Consider the following 19,514-nt stretch of genomic DNA (forward strand, 5'->3'; position numbering starts at 1 on the left):
ATAATTCATTTCCATTGAAGGTGATATAGGTTGGTTTTACCTGTCATTCGCTTTCCGCAGTAGCACCCTTTTTATGATATTTTTGAGACAAGGAAAAATGATAAAAGTTCTTATTAATAATTAAGCCATTCACTCCTCTAAATTTTTTGAGTCAAAGAAATGAATGGCTATTTGATTTTTTTGCAAAAATTTCAATCCTATAAAAGCATAATCAAGGGTTGAATTTTAATCAATATCAATAAATATCCTATATCAATTAATATCTGATTAAATATCTACCTGTCATTTGTTCCATCAACAGGTGTTCTTTCAGCCCTGTTGGCCAGATCCCAAGCGGTATGGAAAATCAACTTTGCCCTTTTGGTCATCAAAGGAAATTCGATCTTCTCCACAGTATCTGTAGGCTGATGGTAATCATCGTGAACGCCATTGAAGAAGAAAATCACAGGGATATTATGCTTTGCAAAATTGTAGTGATCTGATCTGTAATAAAATCTGTTTGGATCATCTGCCGCATCGTACCTGTAATCCAGGATCAAATTGGTGTAAGTAATATTGTTGTACTCATTGATGACTTTCAGGTGGGAGGAAAGCATCTCTGAACCGATCACATAGACATAATCTTTGTTCTCGGCATTTTGATATTCATAATCAATCCTGCCTACCATGTCAATGTTGATGTTGTTGACTGTATTGGCCAAAGGGAAAATCGGGTGTTCAGAATAATATTCAGAACCCAACAACCCTTTTTCTTCCCCTGTTACATTCAGGAACAAGATGCTTCTCCTTGGCTTCTTACCTTCTTTTGCTGCCGTAGCAAATGCTTCGGCGATTTCCATGACGGAAACTGTTCCCGAACCGTCATCATCAGCACCGTTGTTGATTTCACCTTTGCTGTTGATGCCAACGTGGTCATAGTGTGAAGAAATCACCAATACTTCTTCTTTCTTATCGGTTCCTTCAAGGTAGGCCATGACATTTTCTGTAGGCACGACTTTGTTTTGTTTTTTGACAAGGTAACTCGCTTTCTGTGCCTTGATGGATTCAGGATTGTTTTTAGCAGCTTCTTTCAATGTTTCCACCGGGGTGTCAAACAATGCCGCCATTTTATCGCTGCTCACCAAGAAAACAGGTTCCTGCTTGGTAGGTTCTTCAAAACCCAACCTGCCCGTTCCGCTGAGTGATTGATACCTGTTGGCAATTCTGTCAAAGTTTGCCTGTCCTTCCATCGTCACGATGACGATTCCCGAAGCACCGGCTTTCATGATGTCCTGGATTACAGTCTGTGAACGAGCACCAATGGCCCAAAGCCCAACCAATTTTCCTTTTACATCTACTTTCTTCATATTTTCCTCAGAGGCAAGACCAAGGAAAACCAATTCCACTTTTGCAGCTTTTTTCAGGTCTCCATCTCCAAGAAATACGAAATCTTTATTGTTTACCAGTTTTTGTTTTCCAACTGTCAATGTAACTTCAGGATAGGAGACAGATATAAGGTTGAACTTCTGTAGGTATGATCCATCCACAGGACCTGCCAAACCCAAACCTTTATAAAATTCAACAAGGTATTCAGCTGCCATTTTTTGACCTTTGTCACCGGTGTTTCTGCCTTCCAATTCATCGGAAGCCAAATAAGTGAGGTGTTTTTCAAGGTCAGAAGCGGTAATTGTTGAAGCATATTTTACGACTCCTGCGTCTTGCGCAGATAGATTGAAGGAAAGCAAAAAGCTTAATGCTCCCGATATCCAAATTCTTTTTTTCATAAGTTATTTTTGAGACTATTCAAATTAAGGCATTAAACATAGAAATAATTTGAATTACATTAAAACCGTTTATCAATTCAGATGTTAATAGCTCGTATTTCTTTGTCTTTGAAATTCAATATGATTCAATAATTCTTACCTTTGCACAACCAAAAATCGAGCGGAATATAACCCAAGTAAATCCCCCCTTATTTATCGATATGAAGATTAATCTTAATCCCTCTACCAAGTTTGAAAATAGGCACAACGGCCCTTCAGCCGATGAAATTGCCGTCATGTTAAATAAAATCGGAGCGGCTACCCTGAATGAACTGATTGACCAAACGATCCCGAAATCCATCCAATTGGAGAGACCATTGGACCTTCCGGAGGCAAAATCCGAAGCAGGATTTCTAAAGGAGTTTCAGAAACTGGCATCCAAAAACAGGATTTTCAAATCCTATATTGGGATGGGTTATTATGATACCATTGTGCCGGGGGTGATTTTGAGAAATATCCTTGAGAACCCGGGATGGTATACTGCTTACACTCCTTACCAAGCAGAGATCGCTCAGGGTCGTTTGGAAGCGTTGATCAACTACCAGACAATGGTCATGGACCTGACAGGAATGGAGATGGCAAATGCTTCCCTTCTTGACGAAGCCACTGCTGCTGCCGAAGCCATGACGATGCTCTATGCTTCCAAGCCGAAGGAAAAGAAAAATGCACACACCTACTTTGTAGATGAAAAAATATTCCCTCAGACTAGGGATTTGCTGATCACCCGTTCTGCCCCAATCGGAATCGAATTGGTGATTGCACCGCTTTCCACTTTGGACTTGACTGATCCGAATCTTTTTGGGGTAATGGTCCAATATCCAAACCTCGATGGGGAAGTTATCAACCATGCTGATCTGGTTGCAGCTGCCAAAGAGAACAATGTTTTGACTGCTTTTGCTTCTGACTTATTGAGCTTGACTTTATTGACTCCTCCAGGGGAAATGGGCGCTGATGTAGTCGTCGGAACAAGCCAAAGATTGGGTGTCCCAATGGGTTATGGCGGTCCGCATGCAGCCTTTTTTGCTACCAAAGAAGCTTATAAAAGACAGGTTCCTGGTAGAATTATCGGTGTTTCTGTAGATAAGGACGGAAACAAAGCCTACAGAATGGCGCTTCAGACCCGTGAGCAACATATAAAAAGAGAAAAAGCAACTTCCAATATCTGTACGGCGCAAGTTCTCCTTTCTGTGATGGCAGGAATGTATGCGGTTTATCATGGTCCAAAGGGATTGAAAGAAATCGCTTTGAGAACACATGGCTTAACACAGTTGACAGCCAAGGCACTTGCAGAAATCGGTTTTGAGCAGACGAACAAAACCTATTTTGACACCATTAAAATAAAAACCGATTCAGTTCAGCAGTCAAAAATCAAAGCATTTGCTGTTTCTTCAGAATTAAATTTCAGGTACGAAGAAGGTGCTATTCTGCTTTCTTTCGATGAGGTCAAAACTTTGAAGGATGTCAAAACACTTGTGGAGGTTTTTGCAAAATCCACCAACCAAAAGATAAAATCAACTTGGGAGGAACTGGTCGCAGGACTGGAAATCAACCTTCCTGAAGGTATCAATAGGAAGTCAGAATACCTGACTCACCCGGTTTTCAACCAATACCATTCAGAGCACGAGATGCTCAGGTATATCAAAAGGCTTGAAAACAAAGATCTTTCCTTGGTTCATTCGATGATTTCCTTGGGTTCATGTACCATGAAACTCAACGCCACTACCGAAATGATCCCTGTGACTTGGCCTGAATTCGGTCAATTACATCCTTTCTGCCCACAGGATCAGGCAGCAGGGTATTATGAGATGTTCCAAAACCTTAGAAATTGGCTGACTGAAATCACAGGTTTTGCAGATACTTCTCTCCAGCCAAACTCCGGTGCTCAGGGTGAATATGCAGGTTTGATGGTCATCAGAGCTTATCACATCAGCCGTGGCGATCACCACAGGAACATCGCTTTGATCCCAACTTCTGCCCATGGTACCAATCCTGCTTCTGCTGTCATGGCAGGAATGAAGGTTGTTTTGGTGAAATGTGACGAAAGAGGAAACATCGATGTCGCTGACCTGAAAGCCAAAGCTGAAGAGCATTCCAATGATTTATCGGCATTGATGGTCACTTATCCTTCCACCCATGGGGTATTTGAGGAGGCTATCCAGGAAATCTGCCAGATCATCCATGACCATGGCGGTCAGGTCTATATGGATGGAGCAAATATGAATGCGCAGGTTGGTCTTACCAGCCCTGGCAGAATCGGTGCAGATGTCTGTCACTTGAATCTCCACAAAACATTCTGTATCCCTCACGGTGGTGGTGGCCCTGGAATGGGACCTATCAGCGTTGCCAAGCAATTGGTCCCATTCCTTCCGGGAAATCCTGTTGTTGAAACAGGGGGAACCCAGGCAATCCACGCGATATCCGCTGCACCTTTTGGCAGTGCAAGCATCCTTCCGATTTCCTATGCCTACATCGCAATGATGGGAGGAGAAGGACTGACCAATGCTACCAAAATCGCCATCCTAAATGCCAACTATATCAAAGCCAGACTTGAAGCGCATTATCCGATCCTTTATACAGGGATTCATGGCAGGGCTGCTCACGAGATGATTTTGGATTGTAGGGCTTTCAAGGAATTTGGCGTAGAGGTAGAAGACATTGCGAAAAGATTGATGGATTATGGATTCCATGCTCCTACTGTTTCTTTCCCTGTGGCCGGAACCTTGATGATCGAGCCGACTGAGTCTGAGACTATGGCTGAACTTGACAGGTTCTGCGATGCGATGATCGCTATCAGACATGAAATCCAGGAAGTTTCCGACGGCAACGCAGACAAAGAAAACAACGTCTTGAAAAATGCACCGCACACAGCGGCACTGGCTTTGGCAGATAATTGGGATTTCCCATACTCAAGAGAAAAAGCAGTGTATCCGTTGCCATATGTGAAAGGGAATAAATTCTGGCCAACCGTCAGAAGAATCGATTCAGCCTTCGGTGACAGAAATTTGGTTTGCAGCTGTATTCCTGTTGAGGAATATGTCGAGGCAGAAGCCTAACAAATGATTATAATACTATTTATAAAGAAAGGAGCCGAGAGGCTCCTTTTGTGGTTTGGGAAATATTTTAATTTTGATTATTCTAATACGAAAAATATGACAGTAGTTATAGATAAAAACAATTTAAAGCAACTCTCAAAGATTCTCGCTGAAAAGTTGGGCGAAAGCAAGGCACCTGGGAATCTGTCAAACCATTTCGGGAAACTGAAAAGAAATATTGATGGCTTGGATTACCAGATCGAAATGAGGAAAAATGAAGATTGATTTTGTAGCTGATACCAATTTTCAAAATTAAGTCCATGAGGGACAAAAAATTGTCAAACCTTTTTTAAATAGATTTTCGAAAACTATCTTTTCGACTACTTTTAGATAGGTAATTGAGTCTCTTCTCTTTTTCAAATATTCCTAGTTAAAAACATTCCTTTTCTTTTTTACCTCTCTTTTCACCAAATTGAATCTCGGTATTGCAATTCCTACTACCTATTCCAAAACCATGAAGCGCATATTATTTCTATTTATAATTCTGCTCTACTCAAACTTCGCTTTCTCTCAAATCCAAAAGAACTGGGCTTGGGGTGGGCCGATTGATCCTTTGCAGGCAAAGTTTCAGGTGGTGCACTACCACCTTGAATTGGAGATTTTTCCCGAAAAACAGGAAATCCAAGGCTTCAACCGGGTTTCTTTTTCTTCTCAAGAGAAATTGGACACCTTGAGACTAAATCTCATCGAGGAATACACCGTCAGCAAAATCGTCATGGATGGAAAGGAAATCGCTTTCCGTCATTTTGGGGATACTTTGGATATTTTTCCCATTGATTGCACCTGTCAGGATGTGGAAATCCACTATGGGGGCAAAACCCCGATCGCCGTCCGTCCCCCATGGACCGGAGGTTTTACGTGGGAAATCGATCAATTGGATAACCATTGGATGGGGTTGTCTTCCCAAAACGAAGGGGCTAAAATCTTCATGCCCAGTCTTGACCATCCTTCTAGCGAACCGGTAAATGGCGTGGACCTTATTTTTACCGCACCTGAACCTTATTTTGTCGCTTCCAATGGCCGACTCGTGGATACCAAAAAATCCGATGAAAAAATCACATATCATTGGACGACCCAATATCCAATCAACAATTACAACATCAATTTTACTTTAGGTGTGTTCCATCAAGAATCCAAGATTTTCACAAGTTCCGACGGTACCGAAATCCCCATGTTTGTGTATGTCTTACAAGAAAACAGGGGCAAGGCCAAAGCGCTTTTGGATGTGTTGGACAACTCTGCAAAGACCTTGGAAAAATACTTAGGACCTTATCCGTTTCCCAATGATAAAATCGCAGTAGTCGAAACTCCTTACCTCGGTATGGAGCATCAGACCATCAATGCCTATGGCAATAATTTCCAGTTTGTACCCATGGGGACGGTTCAATATGATTGGTTGCTGCACCACGAACTCGGTCACGAATGGTTTGGGAATAAGGTTTCTGTAAAAGATTGGGCTGATTTCTGGTTGCACGAAGGGTTGACGGCTTATGGGGATTGGCTGTTTTTCCTCGAGCATGGGGGTGAAGATGCCTACCTAGAAAAAGTCGCCTCCGTCCGCAAGGGAATCGCCAATGCGAGACCGGTGGTTTCTCCGCGAAATTCCACTTCGGATTATGCTTACCATCCTGAGATTTATACCAAGGGAGCTTTTATCATCCATTCATTGCGGTATTATCTGGGAGATGAGGTCTTTTTCCCGATGCTCAAAGCCTTTGCTTCGGACGAACGATTTATCTATGAAAACCTTGTAGAGACGGCCGACTTCACAGGTTTTGTGCAGCAATATACTGGACAGGATCTGGAAGGGTTTTTTGATATGTACCTGAAAAGTATCCGCATTCCGAAAGTGAAAGTGTCCAAAAAAGGAAAGAAAGGCTATGCTGTGAGTCTTCCGAATATCACATTTTCGATGCCTGTCGAGATCAAGACTTCGAATGGAATGGAAAAACATGTCCTTTCCTCCAAGCCTGTGATGGTCAAAAGTGCAGGTCCGATTGAAGTTGATCCGCGTGGGTGGTATTTGCTGGAAAAATAAAGCCCACGAAGACACGAAGGCACAAAGAATGGCTCGCAAGGTCGATTTTGTGGTTCCCGCAAAAACGCAAGGGCGCAAAGATTTGTAGACGTGTGGCTTAAAGCCTTTAGACTTTATAACTCGCAATCAATAAGCGAACAATATCAAATTTATTCGGATTCTTACTTTGGAATGAACCTGCTTTTTGGATAAAAATAATTACTTTCATTCCCAAACCATTTGTGACTTTGTGCCTTTGCGTGAACCCTCATCTATGAATTCAAAACTACTCGTCCGGCTCTCCCTGATTTTCAACTACATGGTATTCGCTGTGTTGCTCAACTCAGTGGGAGCAGTCATCCTGCAGGTTCAGCGGACTTTTGATGTCAGCAAGGCTGAAGCTTCGGTTTTGGAAGGTTTCAAGGATTTGCCTATCGCCATTTTCTCATTTATTGTAGCCTCATTTCTTCCAAAACTTGGGATCCGAAAAGGCATGTTGATCGCTTTGTTTGCAGTGGCGGCCATGTGCTTCTTGATGCCGGTGATTGCCGATGAGTTCTGGTATTTCAAGGTGTTGTTTGCCGTGGTTGGGGTCTCCTTTGCGATCATCAAAGTCAGTGTCTTTGCATCGATCGGCTTGGTGACTGACTCGCCAAAAGAACACAGCAGCCTGATGAGCACCATTGAGGGTTTCTTTATGGTCGGGGTATTGCTTGGCAATGTATTCTTCAGCCTTTTTGTCAACGACAGCGACCCTACCTCCCAATCCTGGCTGAACATTTACTGGTACCTCGGAGCGATGACTTTGGTAGCTGCTTTGTTGCTGTTTTTTGCCCAAATCAATGAAACTGAATCCAAAAGGGAAAACACCAAGGCTTCGGATGAATTCTTCGACATGATAAAGCTTGTCGCCAAACCGCTTGTGTTAGTATTCGCGGCATCGGCCTTTTTGTTTGTACTGATTGAGCAAAGTTTCATGACCTGGACACCGACATTCTATCAGGATGTATTGAAAGTCCCGGCAAGTATGGGAATCCAAGCGGGTGCGGTTTTGGCAGGAGCATTGGCTATCGGAAGGTTGTTGGCAGGATTTGTATTGAAAAAAATCCATTGGCTCACCTTCACACTTACTTGTACCATTCTTGTTGGAGCCTGTGTTTTGTTGACTTTGCCGCTCACTTCCGATCTTCCGGTCATGAATGAAACAATTACTTGGTTCAATGCTCCTTTCGTCGTTTACCTTTTTCCCATATTGGGAATCTTCTTGGCACCGATTTATCCCACGATCAATTCTGTGGTATTAAGTGCACTGCCAAGGTATATGCAAAGTTCCATGTCTGGCCTGATTGTGGTGTTTTCTGCCTTGGGTGGGACAACAGGATCGATCATCACCGGAAATATATTTGAAGCATATGGTGGCACCACCGCATTTTATTTTTCGCTGATTCCTATTGTAGGACTTTGCATCATATTAATTTTGTTGAACATTCAAGTCAGGAAACAAGCAGCATGAAATTTTACGAGCAACCGGAAGACATATACCTGGAACTTTTTGAAGTGATCCAGATGAGCGGGGTTTTTCCTGATTCCAAGACTTTCGTGGACAGCATTCCCAAGCGGGATGTCCATGACATTTTGAAGGATTTTTACGAGGAAATAAAAACCCCGGGATTTGACCTGAAATCATTTCTTGACAAAAACTTTGATTATCCTGAAGAACCGGAATACAAAAAACTCAATCTCCCCAAAGCCATCAATCTAGAGGACAGGCTCAAGTTGCAATGGGATCTCCTTACCAGAGAAGCGGATGAAGAGGTAGAAAATTCCAGTCTGATACCTTTGCCACATCCCTACATTGTGCCGGGAGGAAGGTTTCGGGAGATCTATTATTGGGACAGTTATTTTACCATGCTGGGGTTGAAAGTCTCGGGAAGAACTGACCTGATCGAAAACATGGTGGATAATTTTGCCCACCTGATCCGAACCGTCGGCCATATTCCCAATGGAAACAGAACTTACTTCCTGTCCAGATCGCAGCCTCCCTTCTTTGCCAAAATGGTGGAATTGCTGTCTGAAGCAAAGGGAGACGAAGAAATCATCAAGAAGTATCAACCTGAGATATGGATGGAATACCTCTTTTGGATTGAAGGGGAAACAGAGATTCCTTTGCCCGGAAAATATTATAATCGTGTGGTCAGGATGGATGACGACACCGCGCTTAACAGGTATTGGGATGATGAAAACACCCCGCGAGCAGAATCCTTTGTGGAGGACGTGGAACTTTCTGACCAATCCACCCGCTTCCCAGAAAAGGTTTTCCGCAACTTGAGGGCTGCCTGTGAATCAGGTTGGGACTTCAGTTCAAGATGGCTTTATGATCCCAATGACCTGAGAAGTGTACAGACCATTGCCTTGATTCCAATAGACCTCAATGTGCTGCTTGCCGAAACGGAGCGGATCATTATTAGAGGCATGAAACTAGAGAAAGAAGATTCCAAGGAAATCACGAGGATGGAACTGTTCCACAAAAACAGGATGGAGGGAATTGAGCGCTATTGTTGGGAAGAGGAAAGGGGAATCTATTTGGATTACCATATCAAGTTTAAGGAAAAAGTAGAGCGACCTTCTTTGGCCATGCTGTATCCCCTGTATTCCGGAATGGCCACTTCAGAACAAGGAGCTCGGGTATTGGAATATGTTGAAAAGAATTTCCTAAAGCCGGGAGGATTGGTAACGACCAATTTCAATACCGGACAGCAATGGGATGCTCCAAACGGATGGGCGCCGCTTCAGTGGATAGGTTTTCAGGCCATGCTCAACTATAGCAGAAAAGACCTGTCCAAAACCTTGGCAGAGAGGTGGACTTACCTCAACGAATCTGTTTTTGACCGAACCGGAAAGATGATGGAAAAGTATAACGTAGAAGACCTTAGCCTCGAAGCCGGAGGCGGAGAATATCCTGTTCAGGATGGATTCGGTTGGACAAATGGCGTGTACCTTGCAATGAAAGAGTGGCTAAGGGAAAATCAATAAAAATTCCAAATAACCCATCAAAAATTGCAATCATAATTTTTCTAATGGGCGATTCACAAAAAGTTAATGAAATGGAATGAGTTCAAATTATGTAAAAGGAATGAAATCTAAAAAATGGACTCCAATCTCAATTTCTGAACTTCAAAAATTGATTGAGTTAGGAATTTCTAAAATGTCAATCTATGAAATAGATCTTTGGAATAAATTTTTAATCAAACCAACTAAATGGAAGGAAGTCTTCAATGGAGAAGAAGGAAATGGGTTTTGGGTTGTTGCAATCTTCGATAACAAAGTGATTTGGTATAATGATATTGAAGAAGGTTTTAATATTTCTACATATACTAAATATGGAGAAATTGATGAGTATTGCGCTGAACAAGATGAGCTTCAATGGACGATTAAAAAAATAATAAATGCAACAAATTTACCCAAATAGCTTATGATTGGTAAACTGTTAAATTCAAGGTTTTCAGCTCTTATCCAAATTCAATAAAACGCCAAAATTGCATCAAGTCATATTCAAAATGATAAAATTTCCTTTCATTTTTTAAAAACCTGTTTTTTGCCGTTAGCTTTAGATTCCAATACCAACCATTTCCTCCCATGACAAAATTCAAAAGAACTCTTTTCCTGCTAAGCTTTTTCCTGATCGCTCAGTTAGGCTTTGCCCAAACTGAACCTCATGCTTTTTACCTTACTTGGACTTCGGATCCGACTACGACGATGGATGTGGATTGGCACATGGATGACATCAATCCGACTACATTGTATTTCAGAAGAAAAGGAACAGAGAAGTGGCATTCATTCGAAAGTGATGTGCTGCCTTATCCTTTTTCGCCAAGGTATATCCATCGGGTTGGGATTCAGGGTTTGAAGCCCAATACCGAATATGAACTCAAGTTTGCTTCATCGGAATCGGTCTATTATTTCCGGACCCTTCCAAAAAACCTCAACAACAAATCCCTCAAGATCGCCATCGGTGGGGATTCCATGCATCAAAAAGAATGGTTGGAGAAAACCAACCGTGTTGTGGCTGCCCAGGATCCGGATTTTGTGATCATCGGCGGAGACATGGCGTACGAAAATGGCCTCGCGGAAAATATCCAAAGAATTTATGATTGGTTTGATGCCTATAAAAATACTTTGGTCAGGGAAGACAAGAGGATTCTACCATGCATTGTTGCCGCAGGGAATCATGAAGTGGTTGGCGGATATTATACCAAGCACGAAGGCTATGTCCAAAACAATGAATTCAGGGCACGCATCGCTCCGTATTTTTACAGCCTATTTTCTTTCCCCGGCCAACCCGGATACAATGTCCTGGACTTTGAGGATTACCTGAGTTTGATCATTTTGGACACAGAGCATTCCAACCCGATTCCCGGAGCACAAACTGACTGGTTGACAAAAACTTTAGAAGAAAGGAAAAATGTAAATCATAAAATTCCGATTTACCATGTTCCAGGTTATCCCTCCGTGAGGGAATATGGTGATAGGGTACAGACTTTGGTAAGGGAAACTTGGACACCGATATTTGAAGCAAACGGCGTGGAGATCGCCTTTGAAAATCATGACCATGCTTACAAAAGGACCTTTCCGATCAAAAATATGGAAGTCAACGAATTCGGAATAATCTATGTAGGGGACGGTTCGTATGGAGTCACACCAAGAAACATCCATCCGGTCGACAGTACTTGGTACCTTAACAAAGCCCAATCCATCAGGGCATTTACGCTACTTACTGTAGAAGAAAACCGTTGGAGTTTTGTCTCGATAGACGAAGACGGCAATGTGATCGATACTTTTCCTGAGATTCCTTTGGCAGTCAAAAAAGAAGACTAAATCACTTTTTCTTTCCTTTTGCTTGGATTAAAAAACAATCCAAGCAAAAAACCCACCATGAAAATAGCCATCGTCCCAAAGACGATGGCTAAATTTTTATGCAGCGTGAAGGAGGGTTTGATCGCGTCGGGAAGGAATTCTCCCAAACTGATCCACGCGATCACTGCCAATCCCGAAATGACTGCGGAAATGGCAGGAAAGTTTGTTTTGGTTTTTCCCAAAAGTGCCAAAAAGAACAAACCCAAAATGCCTCCGCTAAAAATCGAAGCCAAAGCCCACCAGGCTTCCAAAGCACTTTCCACGCCGTTGAAGGCGAGCCCCATAAGGATACCCAAAATTCCCATTCCCAAAGAAGCCGCATACAAAACCCTTATCTGGGTGTTTTGAGAGGGGTTGGGATGGATATATTTTTTGAAATGATCTTCGAGAATAACCGTAGCCGAACTGTTGATACTCGTAGAAACCGTACTCATCCCTGCGGCAAAAATGGCGGCAATCACCAATCCCGAAATTCCCGGCGGCAAAACAGTTGCTATAAAGTAAGGAAAAACTTTATCGGCTTGCTCAATACTTTCGAGTTCAGGCGGCAAAGAGTCGGAGAATACTTGGTAATAAGCGTACAGACTCGTCCCAATCACGAAGAACAACAAGGAGACAGGAATGTAAAGTAAGCTTCCGAACCAAGTGGACTTTTTGGCGTCCTGATCCGTTTTGGCACTTTTGTAGCGTTGGATATAACTTTGGTCAATGCCAAAATTCTGAAGGTTGATGAATAAGCCATAGACCAAAACCACCCAAAAGGTACTTTGGCCAAGGTCTGAGGAAAGACTTCCCAAAGAGAGTTTGCTGTCTTTCTGGGCGATATCCCAAATCTGCTTGATTCCTTCCGGCATATGGGAGACAATCAAAATAAAACAACCCACAGCACCTGCAATCAGGACTATTCCCTGTACTGCATCTGTCCAAACTACTGCCGAAACCCCGCCCATAGTCGCATAAACCACCACTCCTAATCCGGTAAAAAGGATAATCAAAGAAATACTCCAACCAAACAACACCTGCATTGGCAAAGCCAAAAGGTACAAGATGGCGCCCATCCTCGCGAGTTGGGTCAGGAGGTAGCAACTCGATGCATAAATCCTCGCCCACGGCCCGAACCTTTCCTCCAAAAAAGCATAAGCCGAAGGGCTTTGGAGTTTTCGATAGAGGGGGACAAAATACCTGACAGCGATGAAGGCAGCTATAGGAATGGACAAGCTAAAAACAAACCCATTCCAATTGCCTTGGAAAGCGCTTCCTGGCAATGCCAAAAAACTGATGCTGCTCACGTAGGTGGCGAAAATCGACATGCCCAAAGCCCAAGCCGGTAACTTCCCGCCGCCGGTGACAAAGTCAGCTGCCGAGTTTTTTCTGAAGTAAAAGGAAACCCCAAAACCAACGATTCCAAACATATAAATCAGGAATACAATCAGGTCGAGGCTGTTGATTTTCATTGTTTTGGGACAAGTTGGATCAAGATGCTATACCGTTTTTACTTTAAGTAGAATTTTTTCAAGGTTATGGATAATGTCTTCTTTGTGTTTCCTGTCGACTGGGAGAAGCGGAGTTGCGAGATGCGGTTCACATATTCCCAAAAAATAGAGGCTTTCCTTGACGCCACAAAGGTAACTTGAGCTCTTTGGACTGGAATTGTATAGGCCGTTTGAAATCTCTAAAATCAATGATTGAATCTGATCGACTTTTTCAAAATCCTTCGCTTTCGCTGCCTCAAACATCTTTACATACAGCGATGGGAAAATGTTGGCACCGCCATTGACTCCACCGTCCGCACCTGAAAAGATGGCTTGCCCCAACATTTCTTCAGGGCCGACAAGCAAGGAAAATTCAGGATATTCCTGTTTGATAGGGATCAATTTCTGGAAGTAAACCCCATTGCCCGAACTGTCCTTCAATCCGATGATATTGGCGTGCTTGGCAAGTTTTATCACAGTTTCCGGGGCAATATTAGACTTAACCATTGCAGGGAAATTATATAAAAACAAAGGCAACGGGCTTTGGTCGGCTAGCTTCACATAATAGTGGAAGATATCATCCTGATCCAAGGCAAAATAATATGGCAATGCAGCTACCACCGCCACGGCGCCGTTTTCCTTGGCAGATCTTGCCAATTTGAGGCTGACTTCCAAAGATGTATGGGTAATCCCTACAAAAACGGGTGTTTTTCCATTGGCTTCTTTGCAGGAGATTTCGATCAGGTCTTTTTTTATCGCCGGCTTCAGACTTGCTGCTTCACCGGTAGTCCCAAGAATGAATATACCCTGAACGCCTCCATTGGCCAAGTGTTTGACGACCCTTTCGACTCCCTTTTTGTCCAATTCCCCATTGGAAAGTAAAGGTGTCACCATCGGAACCATGATGCCTTCAAAGGCCGGGACATTGCTGCTTTCAGTCATTATCTAAAGTTTAAAGAAGAATATCAAAGATTAGCCCATTATAATTTGGGAAGGGTCACAATTTATAAAATTAAATATGATTTTCCTTCTGGCGCTCTTAAAGACCCCATATTTATCAGAGATGAATGACGGTAGTTCCTCCGTCATCCGGAGTCCTCAGCATTTTAATTTTTAACGATGTTATGTCGGAGTCGTCACACTGATCCGCCGCGGCGGATCAGTGTCTCATTATTCTAAGATCTTTCTCCCGTACAGCTGTCGGGATCGTACCTCGGATTCAAGATGACGCTACACCAACCGTCATTCCTTTTCTGAAAATTTGGATTTACCGATTTCAAAAAACCAAAAAGTTTACGCTACAAAAGTAAATGAGTTTACATTGCCACCGTAAACGAGTTTACTTCCGTAACGTAAACTTCTATTAATCACTTTTTAACCTTGGTGATTATTTGAATTTATTAATTCTAATCAAAAATTAAACTTTGCGCTCAACAAGAAAATCCTTGTTTCCCTCTTGGCATAAAAATCCTGAGAAAATGACGCAGTCCTGTTTTCACCTGCAAATCTCCGCGTGTCGAAAATATCACGTACGCTCAATGCAAGACTTCCTCTATCTTTAAAGAAATTTCTCATCACGTTGGCATCTATAAAATATTGGGCAAGGTCTCTTCCTTGGGCTTCAATTTCAGGAGAATCATAATTTGCCACAATCTGGAAATTGATTCCTAGTGGAAGTTTGAAATCACTGGTAAGTTTGGTATTCCAAGCAAAACCTTTGTTTATCGATCCATTTTCGACATTGGAACCGTCGACGATGATCCTAAACATCGTCAGACCTCCGCTGATATTCCACCACGGTTTGATTTCTCCCAATCCTATAAATTCTAAACCATAAGAAACAGCCGTGTTGAGGTTCTCCGGCTGGATGTAGGAAATCCCATCCTGAATGATGGTAATCATGTCTTCCTGCCCATCTACATGTCTAAAAAATGCATTGGTGGTAAAGCTTGACTTAGCTCTATTTAGCATGTGCCCGAATTCCAAAGAATGGATTTTTTCCGGCTGAAGGTTGGGATTACCTCTTCTGATACTGAGTGAATCGGTGATATCCGGAAATGGATTAAGTCTCCAAGGTCTTGGCCGGTCGATTCTTCTGCTGTAAGTAAATTTCAGTGAATTTTCCTCGTTCAACTTGTACAGCACCTGCGCACTTGGAAACAAGTTGAGGTAATTCTGCTTGTTGATCTCATTCGTGTTGATGAGTTCGGTGTTGAGGTTGGTATATTCTCCCCTTAACCCAAATGAGTAATCAATTTTATCCGAAGATGCTGCGTAAATGAAATATCCTGCATACACCTTATCTTTGTAGATAAACCTGTTGCTGATGTTGGGATCGGTGACAAAATCCTGGTTTCCTTCCTGAAATCTCTGAAAAATGAAATCATTGTCAAATTCCCTTAAAATGGATTTCAAACCGGTTTCAATTTTCTTTTTTTCTGACAATGGATGGATATAATCCGCCTGAAAAACGTAGATGTTTCTTTTTTCGTCCGTAAATCCACGCTCCTGACCTGTAAGGTTTTCTTCAGTTGCTTCAGTTGAGTTAGTGAAAACATCAATATTCTGAACTTTATATTGGTTTCTGTAAGAACTGCTCGCCAAAAAACGGAATGACTGATCGGGATTGTCAAATGTCCTTTCATAGATAATCGCGTTGTCTACGCCATCATCGTCTTCAGTTTCATTGTTTCTCCTGACAAAATCCAAAATCGGTGCTCCGGTGGAGTTTCTGCTGAGTTGCGAATAAAGGGTGTTTATCTGATTGTCTACATTGGTAGTGAAAACTCCCTCGTAGCTGATGATATTCTTACCAAAATAATAATCCCCGCCGTAGTTGAAGGTATGCCCGATATTTTGGGATTCCGAATCAGTTTCCTGTAAAAGCCTTTCATCTTCTTCGAAAAGAATACGGTCAGAAGTTCTCTTTCCGACATCCCTCCAGTCCCTGTAATTGTATCCACCAAATACATTGTACTTTATGGTTCGGTGGTTGAATCTTGCTCCGGTATTCATCCTTCCCCGAGTGCCATAAGTCAATTCTGCGCTTCCGTTTGTTCCGAGGTCTTCGCCTTTTTTGAGGATAATATCTATCACGCCGCCTTCCGCATCGGCATCAAACCTTGCATTGGGATTGTTGATGATTCTGATCTGATCCACTGCACTTGCCGGTAGTTGATCGAGGTTTTGAGTCAGGGATGAGTTGCGGCCATTGATAAGGATATTTGTTCCTGTACTTCCTCTCAAAGCAATCGTCCCGTCATCACCCACACTTACAGAAGGGGTATTTCTCAAAATGTCAAGCAAAGTTCCGCCGAGGTTGGACATGTTCGCTTCGGGATTGATGGTAATGCCTTCCAGATCTGCCCGAAGGGGAATTTTGGAAGTCTGTACGACCACCTCTGCCAGGTTTTGGTTTTCGCTTTTGACCTCGATTTTCCCTAAGTCGGTATTGCTGTTCAGGCGAATGTCGGCAATGGTTTTTTTGTCATAACCGATCAGGTAGAAATTCAACACATAAGTACCATTAGGTGCAGAAAGGGAAAATTCCCCATTATCCTTGGTATCCGAAAAGGTCACCGGAGTATCTTCGCCGGGCTTGAAAAGCGCCACTTGCATAAAGACCACAGGTTGCTTGGAGTCGGCATCAATGACACTTCCTTTAATGGTTAAGGAATTGCCTTGACCATATGAAATCATTGGAATTAGAATTAAAAATGCTGAGTATAAATACCTGCAAAAAACTGTACGGGGTAAAATTTTCATGGAAATTGCTATCAAAATAGTGTTTGTGCACTTTTACTAACCCATTGAAACCCTTTGTGGTTTGGAAAATCCGGAGTTTTTATTCTAATGGGGAAATATATTCCATCAGTGGAAGGAATCTCTCAGTGATTATTTAAACAAGAATCCTTTTTCATTTACCTTAACACACTTTTTAATTCTCGCGTGTAAAGCGCAGTAAAATCTGGAAACACCTTTAACAGGAATTTGAAGCTTTGATAAGATTTGGTTGCTTTGAATAAAGTGGTTGGAGAATTCTGTTAATTTTATCCAACCAAGACTCCAACCCACAATTAGCAGTAAAAGGAAACCATGATTTCAAATCTCCTCGACTTTGTAAACCAACCTTATCCTTTTTATTACAAAGGCAAGCAGCTTTTTTACTTTGCTTTACTGATTTTTATGATGAGTGTGTTCTTCAATTATTTTTTTGAGCCCTTCGATAATTATGTGCCGGAACACAAAATGGATTTCTTTTGGATCAGCGTGATCCATTCGGTCAATGCCGCTTTGGTAGTTTTGCTCCTTTTTGGACCAATCGGCATGAAAATAAATGAGGACAAATGGACGGTCAAAAAAGAAATGGTACTTGCCACTGCCTTATTTGTAACCATTGGGATTTCCCAGTTTCTGGTTAGGGATTTGATCTATGACAATCCCTATAATTGGACTTGGGGATACCTTTGGGAAGAGATCCGAAATACCTGCCTCGTGGGGATTTTGTTTTTTGCGATCATCGTCCCGATCAATTTTATCCGACTGAAAAGCCAACATGCAGAACTCGCTTCCCAATTCAATGCCAAGCCACATCCGGAAATGTTGGTAGACAAAAAGGAATCTGTTGCTATCCAAACCCAACAAAAAAGTGATGACTTTTCCCTGGATCCCAAAATGTTTCTCTTTGCCAAAGCTGACGGCAACTACCTCGAAATCATGGTCAGCCAAAATGGAGAAATCCAAAAACTGCTGAAAAGGATGACGCTGAAGGAGTTTGAAACCCAACTCAAAGCGCCGGACCATATCATCAAAACCCACCGGTCTTACCTTGTCAACCTCCATCATGTAAGCGATATCAGGGGAAATGCACAGGGCTACCAACTTCATTTGACCCATCATCCTGAGACGATTCCGGTTTCGAGAGGGATGATTCCTTTGTTTGAAAGCCGCATCAATGCCTAGACTTTGTCATTCATCACAAAACCTTGACAGCCATCCCAAGGCCGTTTTTTTCTCTTTTTTGATTTCTACATTTGACCAAAAGAAATGAAAATGCGCAGATACGATTTGGATTGGCTACGGGTCATCGTTTTTGGATTGTTGATATTTTACCATGTGGGGATGTTTTTCGTTCCTTGGGGTTGGCATATCAAAAATGACATCATCTACCCCAACCTCCGTTGGCCGATGCTTTTTGTCAATCAATGGCGTCTGCCCATCCTGTTTGTGATTTCGGGAATGGGGACATATTACGCGCTGTCAAAGAGAAGCGGCGGCGCTTTTGCCAAAGAAAGGATCGCAAGGTTGCTGATTCCATTGATCGCCGGCATTATCCTGATAGTACCGCCACAGGTATACTTCGAGCGCTTGGACAAGGGGCAGTTCAGTGGAGGTTATTTCGACTTTTGGCCATCTGAAGCATTTATCGGAGTCTATCCGGAAGGAAATTTCTCCTGGCACCACCTTTGGTTTTTGCCTTATCTGCTGTTGTTTTCTTTGGTATTGATTCCGGCCTTTTTGTACTTCAGAGACCATCCGCAGGCGGGGATTCTGAGAGGAATGCGGAAGTTGGCGGCAACACCCTTCGGTCTGTTTTGGTTGGTCATACCGCTTTACATCTGGGAATCTCTGGTCGAACCTTTCTTTGAATCCACCCATGCTTTGGTCGGGGATTGGTTCAATATCATCAATTTCATCACTTTCTTTTTCTATGGTTTTCTGCTGATATCCGTCAGGGAGATTTTTTGGAAAACAGTTCTGGAAAACCGTCGCAAGTACCTGTATCTGGGATTGGTAGGATTTACGCTGATGGTTGGTTTGAGGCAGCTATATGAAGATTCGGTTGTGGTGCATTTTGTCGAGGCGGGATTCAAAGTCATCAACCTTTGGGCTTGGATTTTGGTGTTGTTTGGGTACGCTGTGGCTTATTTGAATAAACCGAGCGCACAACTTACTTACGCCAATGAGGCGGTTTATCCGTTTTACATCCTCCATCAAACCATCACAGTCGCATTGGGATATTACCTGATGCATGCAGATTTGGGGCTTTTTGTCAAATTTTCCCTAATGTCAATCGGAACTTTTGGAATAGCCTGGCTGATCTACGAATTCGGCATCAGGAGATGGAATTGGGTCAGGCCCTTGTTTGGCTTGAAGGGGAAATTTAAAGAGTTGAAAATTAATTCTTTGGAGGGTTCCAGGATTTAAAAATTCATTT

Annotated in this window: 13 protein-coding genes; 9 read left to right on the top strand and 4 right to left on the bottom strand. The window is 42.5% G+C overall.

Annotated features, from left to right (window positions below; genetic code table 11):
- Positions 1 to 275: 275 nt before the first annotated feature.
- Complete coding sequence (locus tag NK987_RS06285; RefSeq protein WP_259263168.1) at positions 276 to 1,763, bottom strand: M28 family peptidase; 1,488 nt, start codon at positions 1,761 to 1,763, stop codon at positions 276 to 278.
- A 200-nt stretch (positions 1,764 to 1,963) separates the two neighbouring features.
- Here NK987_RS06285 and gcvP point away from each other — a divergent pair, with 200 nt between their 5' ends.
- The 7 genes from gcvP (at position 1,964) to NK987_RS06320 (ending at position 11,786) form a co-directional block, all read left to right on the top strand.
- Positions 1,964 to 4,855 (top strand): aminomethyl-transferring glycine dehydrogenase, encoded by a 2,892-nt coding sequence (gene gcvP / locus NK987_RS06290; RefSeq protein ID WP_259263169.1) that lies wholly within the window; start codon positions 1,964 to 1,966, stop codon positions 4,853 to 4,855.
- Positions 4,856 to 4,858: 3 nt separating this feature from the next.
- Positions 4,859 to 5,119: a hypothetical protein gene (locus tag NK987_RS06295; protein WP_259263170.1), complete on the top strand. Its 261-nt coding sequence runs from the start codon at positions 4,859 to 4,861 to the stop codon at positions 5,117 to 5,119.
- 229 nt (positions 5,120 to 5,348) lie between these two features.
- Positions 5,349 to 6,932 (top strand): M1 family metallopeptidase, encoded by a 1,584-nt coding sequence (locus tag NK987_RS06300; RefSeq protein ID WP_259263171.1) that lies wholly within the window; start codon positions 5,349 to 5,351, stop codon positions 6,930 to 6,932.
- Between the two features lie 253 nt (positions 6,933 to 7,185).
- Positions 7,186 to 8,424, top strand: a complete 1,239-nt coding sequence (locus NK987_RS06305; protein ID WP_259263172.1) for an MFS transporter — start codon at positions 7,186 to 7,188, stop codon at positions 8,422 to 8,424.
- Positions 8,421 to 9,944 (top strand): alpha,alpha-trehalase TreF, encoded by a 1,524-nt coding sequence (gene treF / locus NK987_RS06310; RefSeq protein ID WP_259263173.1) that lies wholly within the window; start codon positions 8,421 to 8,423, stop codon positions 9,942 to 9,944. Before NK987_RS06305 ends, treF begins: the two co-directional genes overlap by 4 nt.
- A gap of 76 nt (positions 9,945 to 10,020) precedes the next feature.
- A complete protein-coding gene (locus NK987_RS06315) occupies positions 10,021 to 10,380 on the top strand; it encodes a hypothetical protein (protein ID WP_259263174.1) in 360 nt (119 codons plus the stop codon).
- Between the two features lie 167 nt (positions 10,381 to 10,547).
- The gene (locus NK987_RS06320; protein ID WP_259263175.1) at positions 10,548 to 11,786 is read left to right on the top strand and encodes a purple acid phosphatase family protein; all 1,239 of its coding nucleotides are present in this window, start codon (positions 10,548 to 10,550) and stop codon (positions 11,784 to 11,786) included.
- On the opposite strand, the gene NK987_RS06325 is transcribed toward NK987_RS06320, so the two are convergent.
- The 3 genes from NK987_RS06325 to NK987_RS06335 all read right to left on the bottom strand — a co-directional run bounded on the left by NK987_RS06325 (position 11,783) and on the right by NK987_RS06335 (position 16,996).
- On the bottom strand, positions 11,783 to 13,279 hold the full coding sequence (locus NK987_RS06325; protein ID WP_259263176.1) for a sodium:solute symporter family protein: 1,497 nt from the start codon (positions 13,277 to 13,279) through the stop codon (positions 11,783 to 11,785). The two genes, NK987_RS06320 and NK987_RS06325, sit on opposite strands and share 4 nt — an antisense overlap.
- 27 nt (positions 13,280 to 13,306) lie before the next feature.
- Positions 13,307 to 14,239 (bottom strand): dihydrodipicolinate synthase family protein, encoded by a 933-nt coding sequence (locus NK987_RS06330; RefSeq protein ID WP_258422933.1) that lies wholly within the window; start codon positions 14,237 to 14,239, stop codon positions 13,307 to 13,309.
- A 468-nt stretch (positions 14,240 to 14,707) separates the two neighbouring features.
- Positions 14,708 to 16,996 carry a TonB-dependent receptor gene (locus NK987_RS06335; RefSeq protein WP_259263177.1) on the bottom strand — a complete coding sequence of 763 codons (2,289 nt, stop codon included), beginning with the start codon at positions 16,994 to 16,996 and terminating at the stop codon, positions 14,708 to 14,710.
- 396 nt (positions 16,997 to 17,392) lie between these two features.
- Here NK987_RS06335 and NK987_RS06340 point away from each other — a divergent pair, with 396 nt between their 5' ends.
- Both NK987_RS06340 and NK987_RS06345 read left to right on the top strand, forming a co-directional pair.
- Positions 17,393 to 18,259, top strand: a complete 867-nt coding sequence (locus tag NK987_RS06340; RefSeq protein ID WP_259263178.1) for a LytR/AlgR family response regulator transcription factor — start codon at positions 17,393 to 17,395, stop codon at positions 18,257 to 18,259.
- 90 nt (positions 18,260 to 18,349) lie between these two features.
- Positions 18,350 to 19,504, top strand: coding sequence for an acyltransferase family protein (locus NK987_RS06345; protein WP_259263179.1), 1,155 nt, complete (start codon positions 18,350 to 18,352; stop codon positions 19,502 to 19,504).
- The last annotated feature ends 10 nt before the right edge of the window (positions 19,505 to 19,514 follow it).

Source organism: Aquiflexum gelatinilyticum (genome assembly GCF_024813435.1).
Classification (GTDB): Bacteria; Bacteroidota; Bacteroidia; order Cytophagales; family Cyclobacteriaceae; genus Cognataquiflexum; species Cognataquiflexum gelatinilyticum.

Excerpts from the sequence above, each read along its gene's own strand:
- NK987_RS06320 (WP_259263175.1), top strand. The coding sequence starts at position 10,548 with ATGACAAAATTCAAAAGAACTCTTTTCCTGCTAAGCTTTTTCCTGATC.
- NK987_RS06315 (WP_259263174.1), top strand. The coding sequence starts at position 10,021 with ATGAGTTCAAATTATGTAAAAGGAATGAAATCTAAAAAATGGACTCCA.
- NK987_RS06330 (WP_258422933.1), bottom strand. The coding sequence starts at position 14,239 with ATGACTGAAAGCAGCAATGTCCCGGCCTTTGAAGGCATCATGGTTCCG.
- NK987_RS06295 (WP_259263170.1), top strand. The coding sequence starts at position 4,859 with ATGATTATAATACTATTTATAAAGAAAGGAGCCGAGAGGCTCCTTTTG.
- NK987_RS06300 (WP_259263171.1), top strand. The coding sequence starts at position 5,349 with ATGAAGCGCATATTATTTCTATTTATAATTCTGCTCTACTCAAACTTC.
- NK987_RS06305 (WP_259263172.1), top strand. The coding sequence starts at position 7,186 with ATGAATTCAAAACTACTCGTCCGGCTCTCCCTGATTTTCAACTACATG.
- NK987_RS06345 (WP_259263179.1), top strand. The coding sequence starts at position 18,350 with ATGCGCAGATACGATTTGGATTGGCTACGGGTCATCGTTTTTGGATTG.
- treF (WP_259263173.1), top strand. The coding sequence starts at position 8,421 with ATGAAATTTTACGAGCAACCGGAAGACATATACCTGGAACTTTTTGAA.
- NK987_RS06340 (WP_259263178.1), top strand. The coding sequence starts at position 17,393 with ATGATTTCAAATCTCCTCGACTTTGTAAACCAACCTTATCCTTTTTAT.
- gcvP (WP_259263169.1), top strand. The coding sequence starts at position 1,964 with ATGAAGATTAATCTTAATCCCTCTACCAAGTTTGAAAATAGGCACAAC.
- NK987_RS06325 (WP_259263176.1), bottom strand. The coding sequence starts at position 13,279 with ATGAAAATCAACAGCCTCGACCTGATTGTATTCCTGATTTATATGTTT.
- NK987_RS06335 (WP_259263177.1), bottom strand. The coding sequence starts at position 16,996 with ATGATTTCATATGGTCAAGGCAATTCCTTAACCATTAAAGGAAGTGTC.
- NK987_RS06285 (WP_259263168.1), bottom strand. The coding sequence starts at position 1,763 with ATGAAAAAAAGAATTTGGATATCGGGAGCATTAAGCTTTTTGCTTTCC.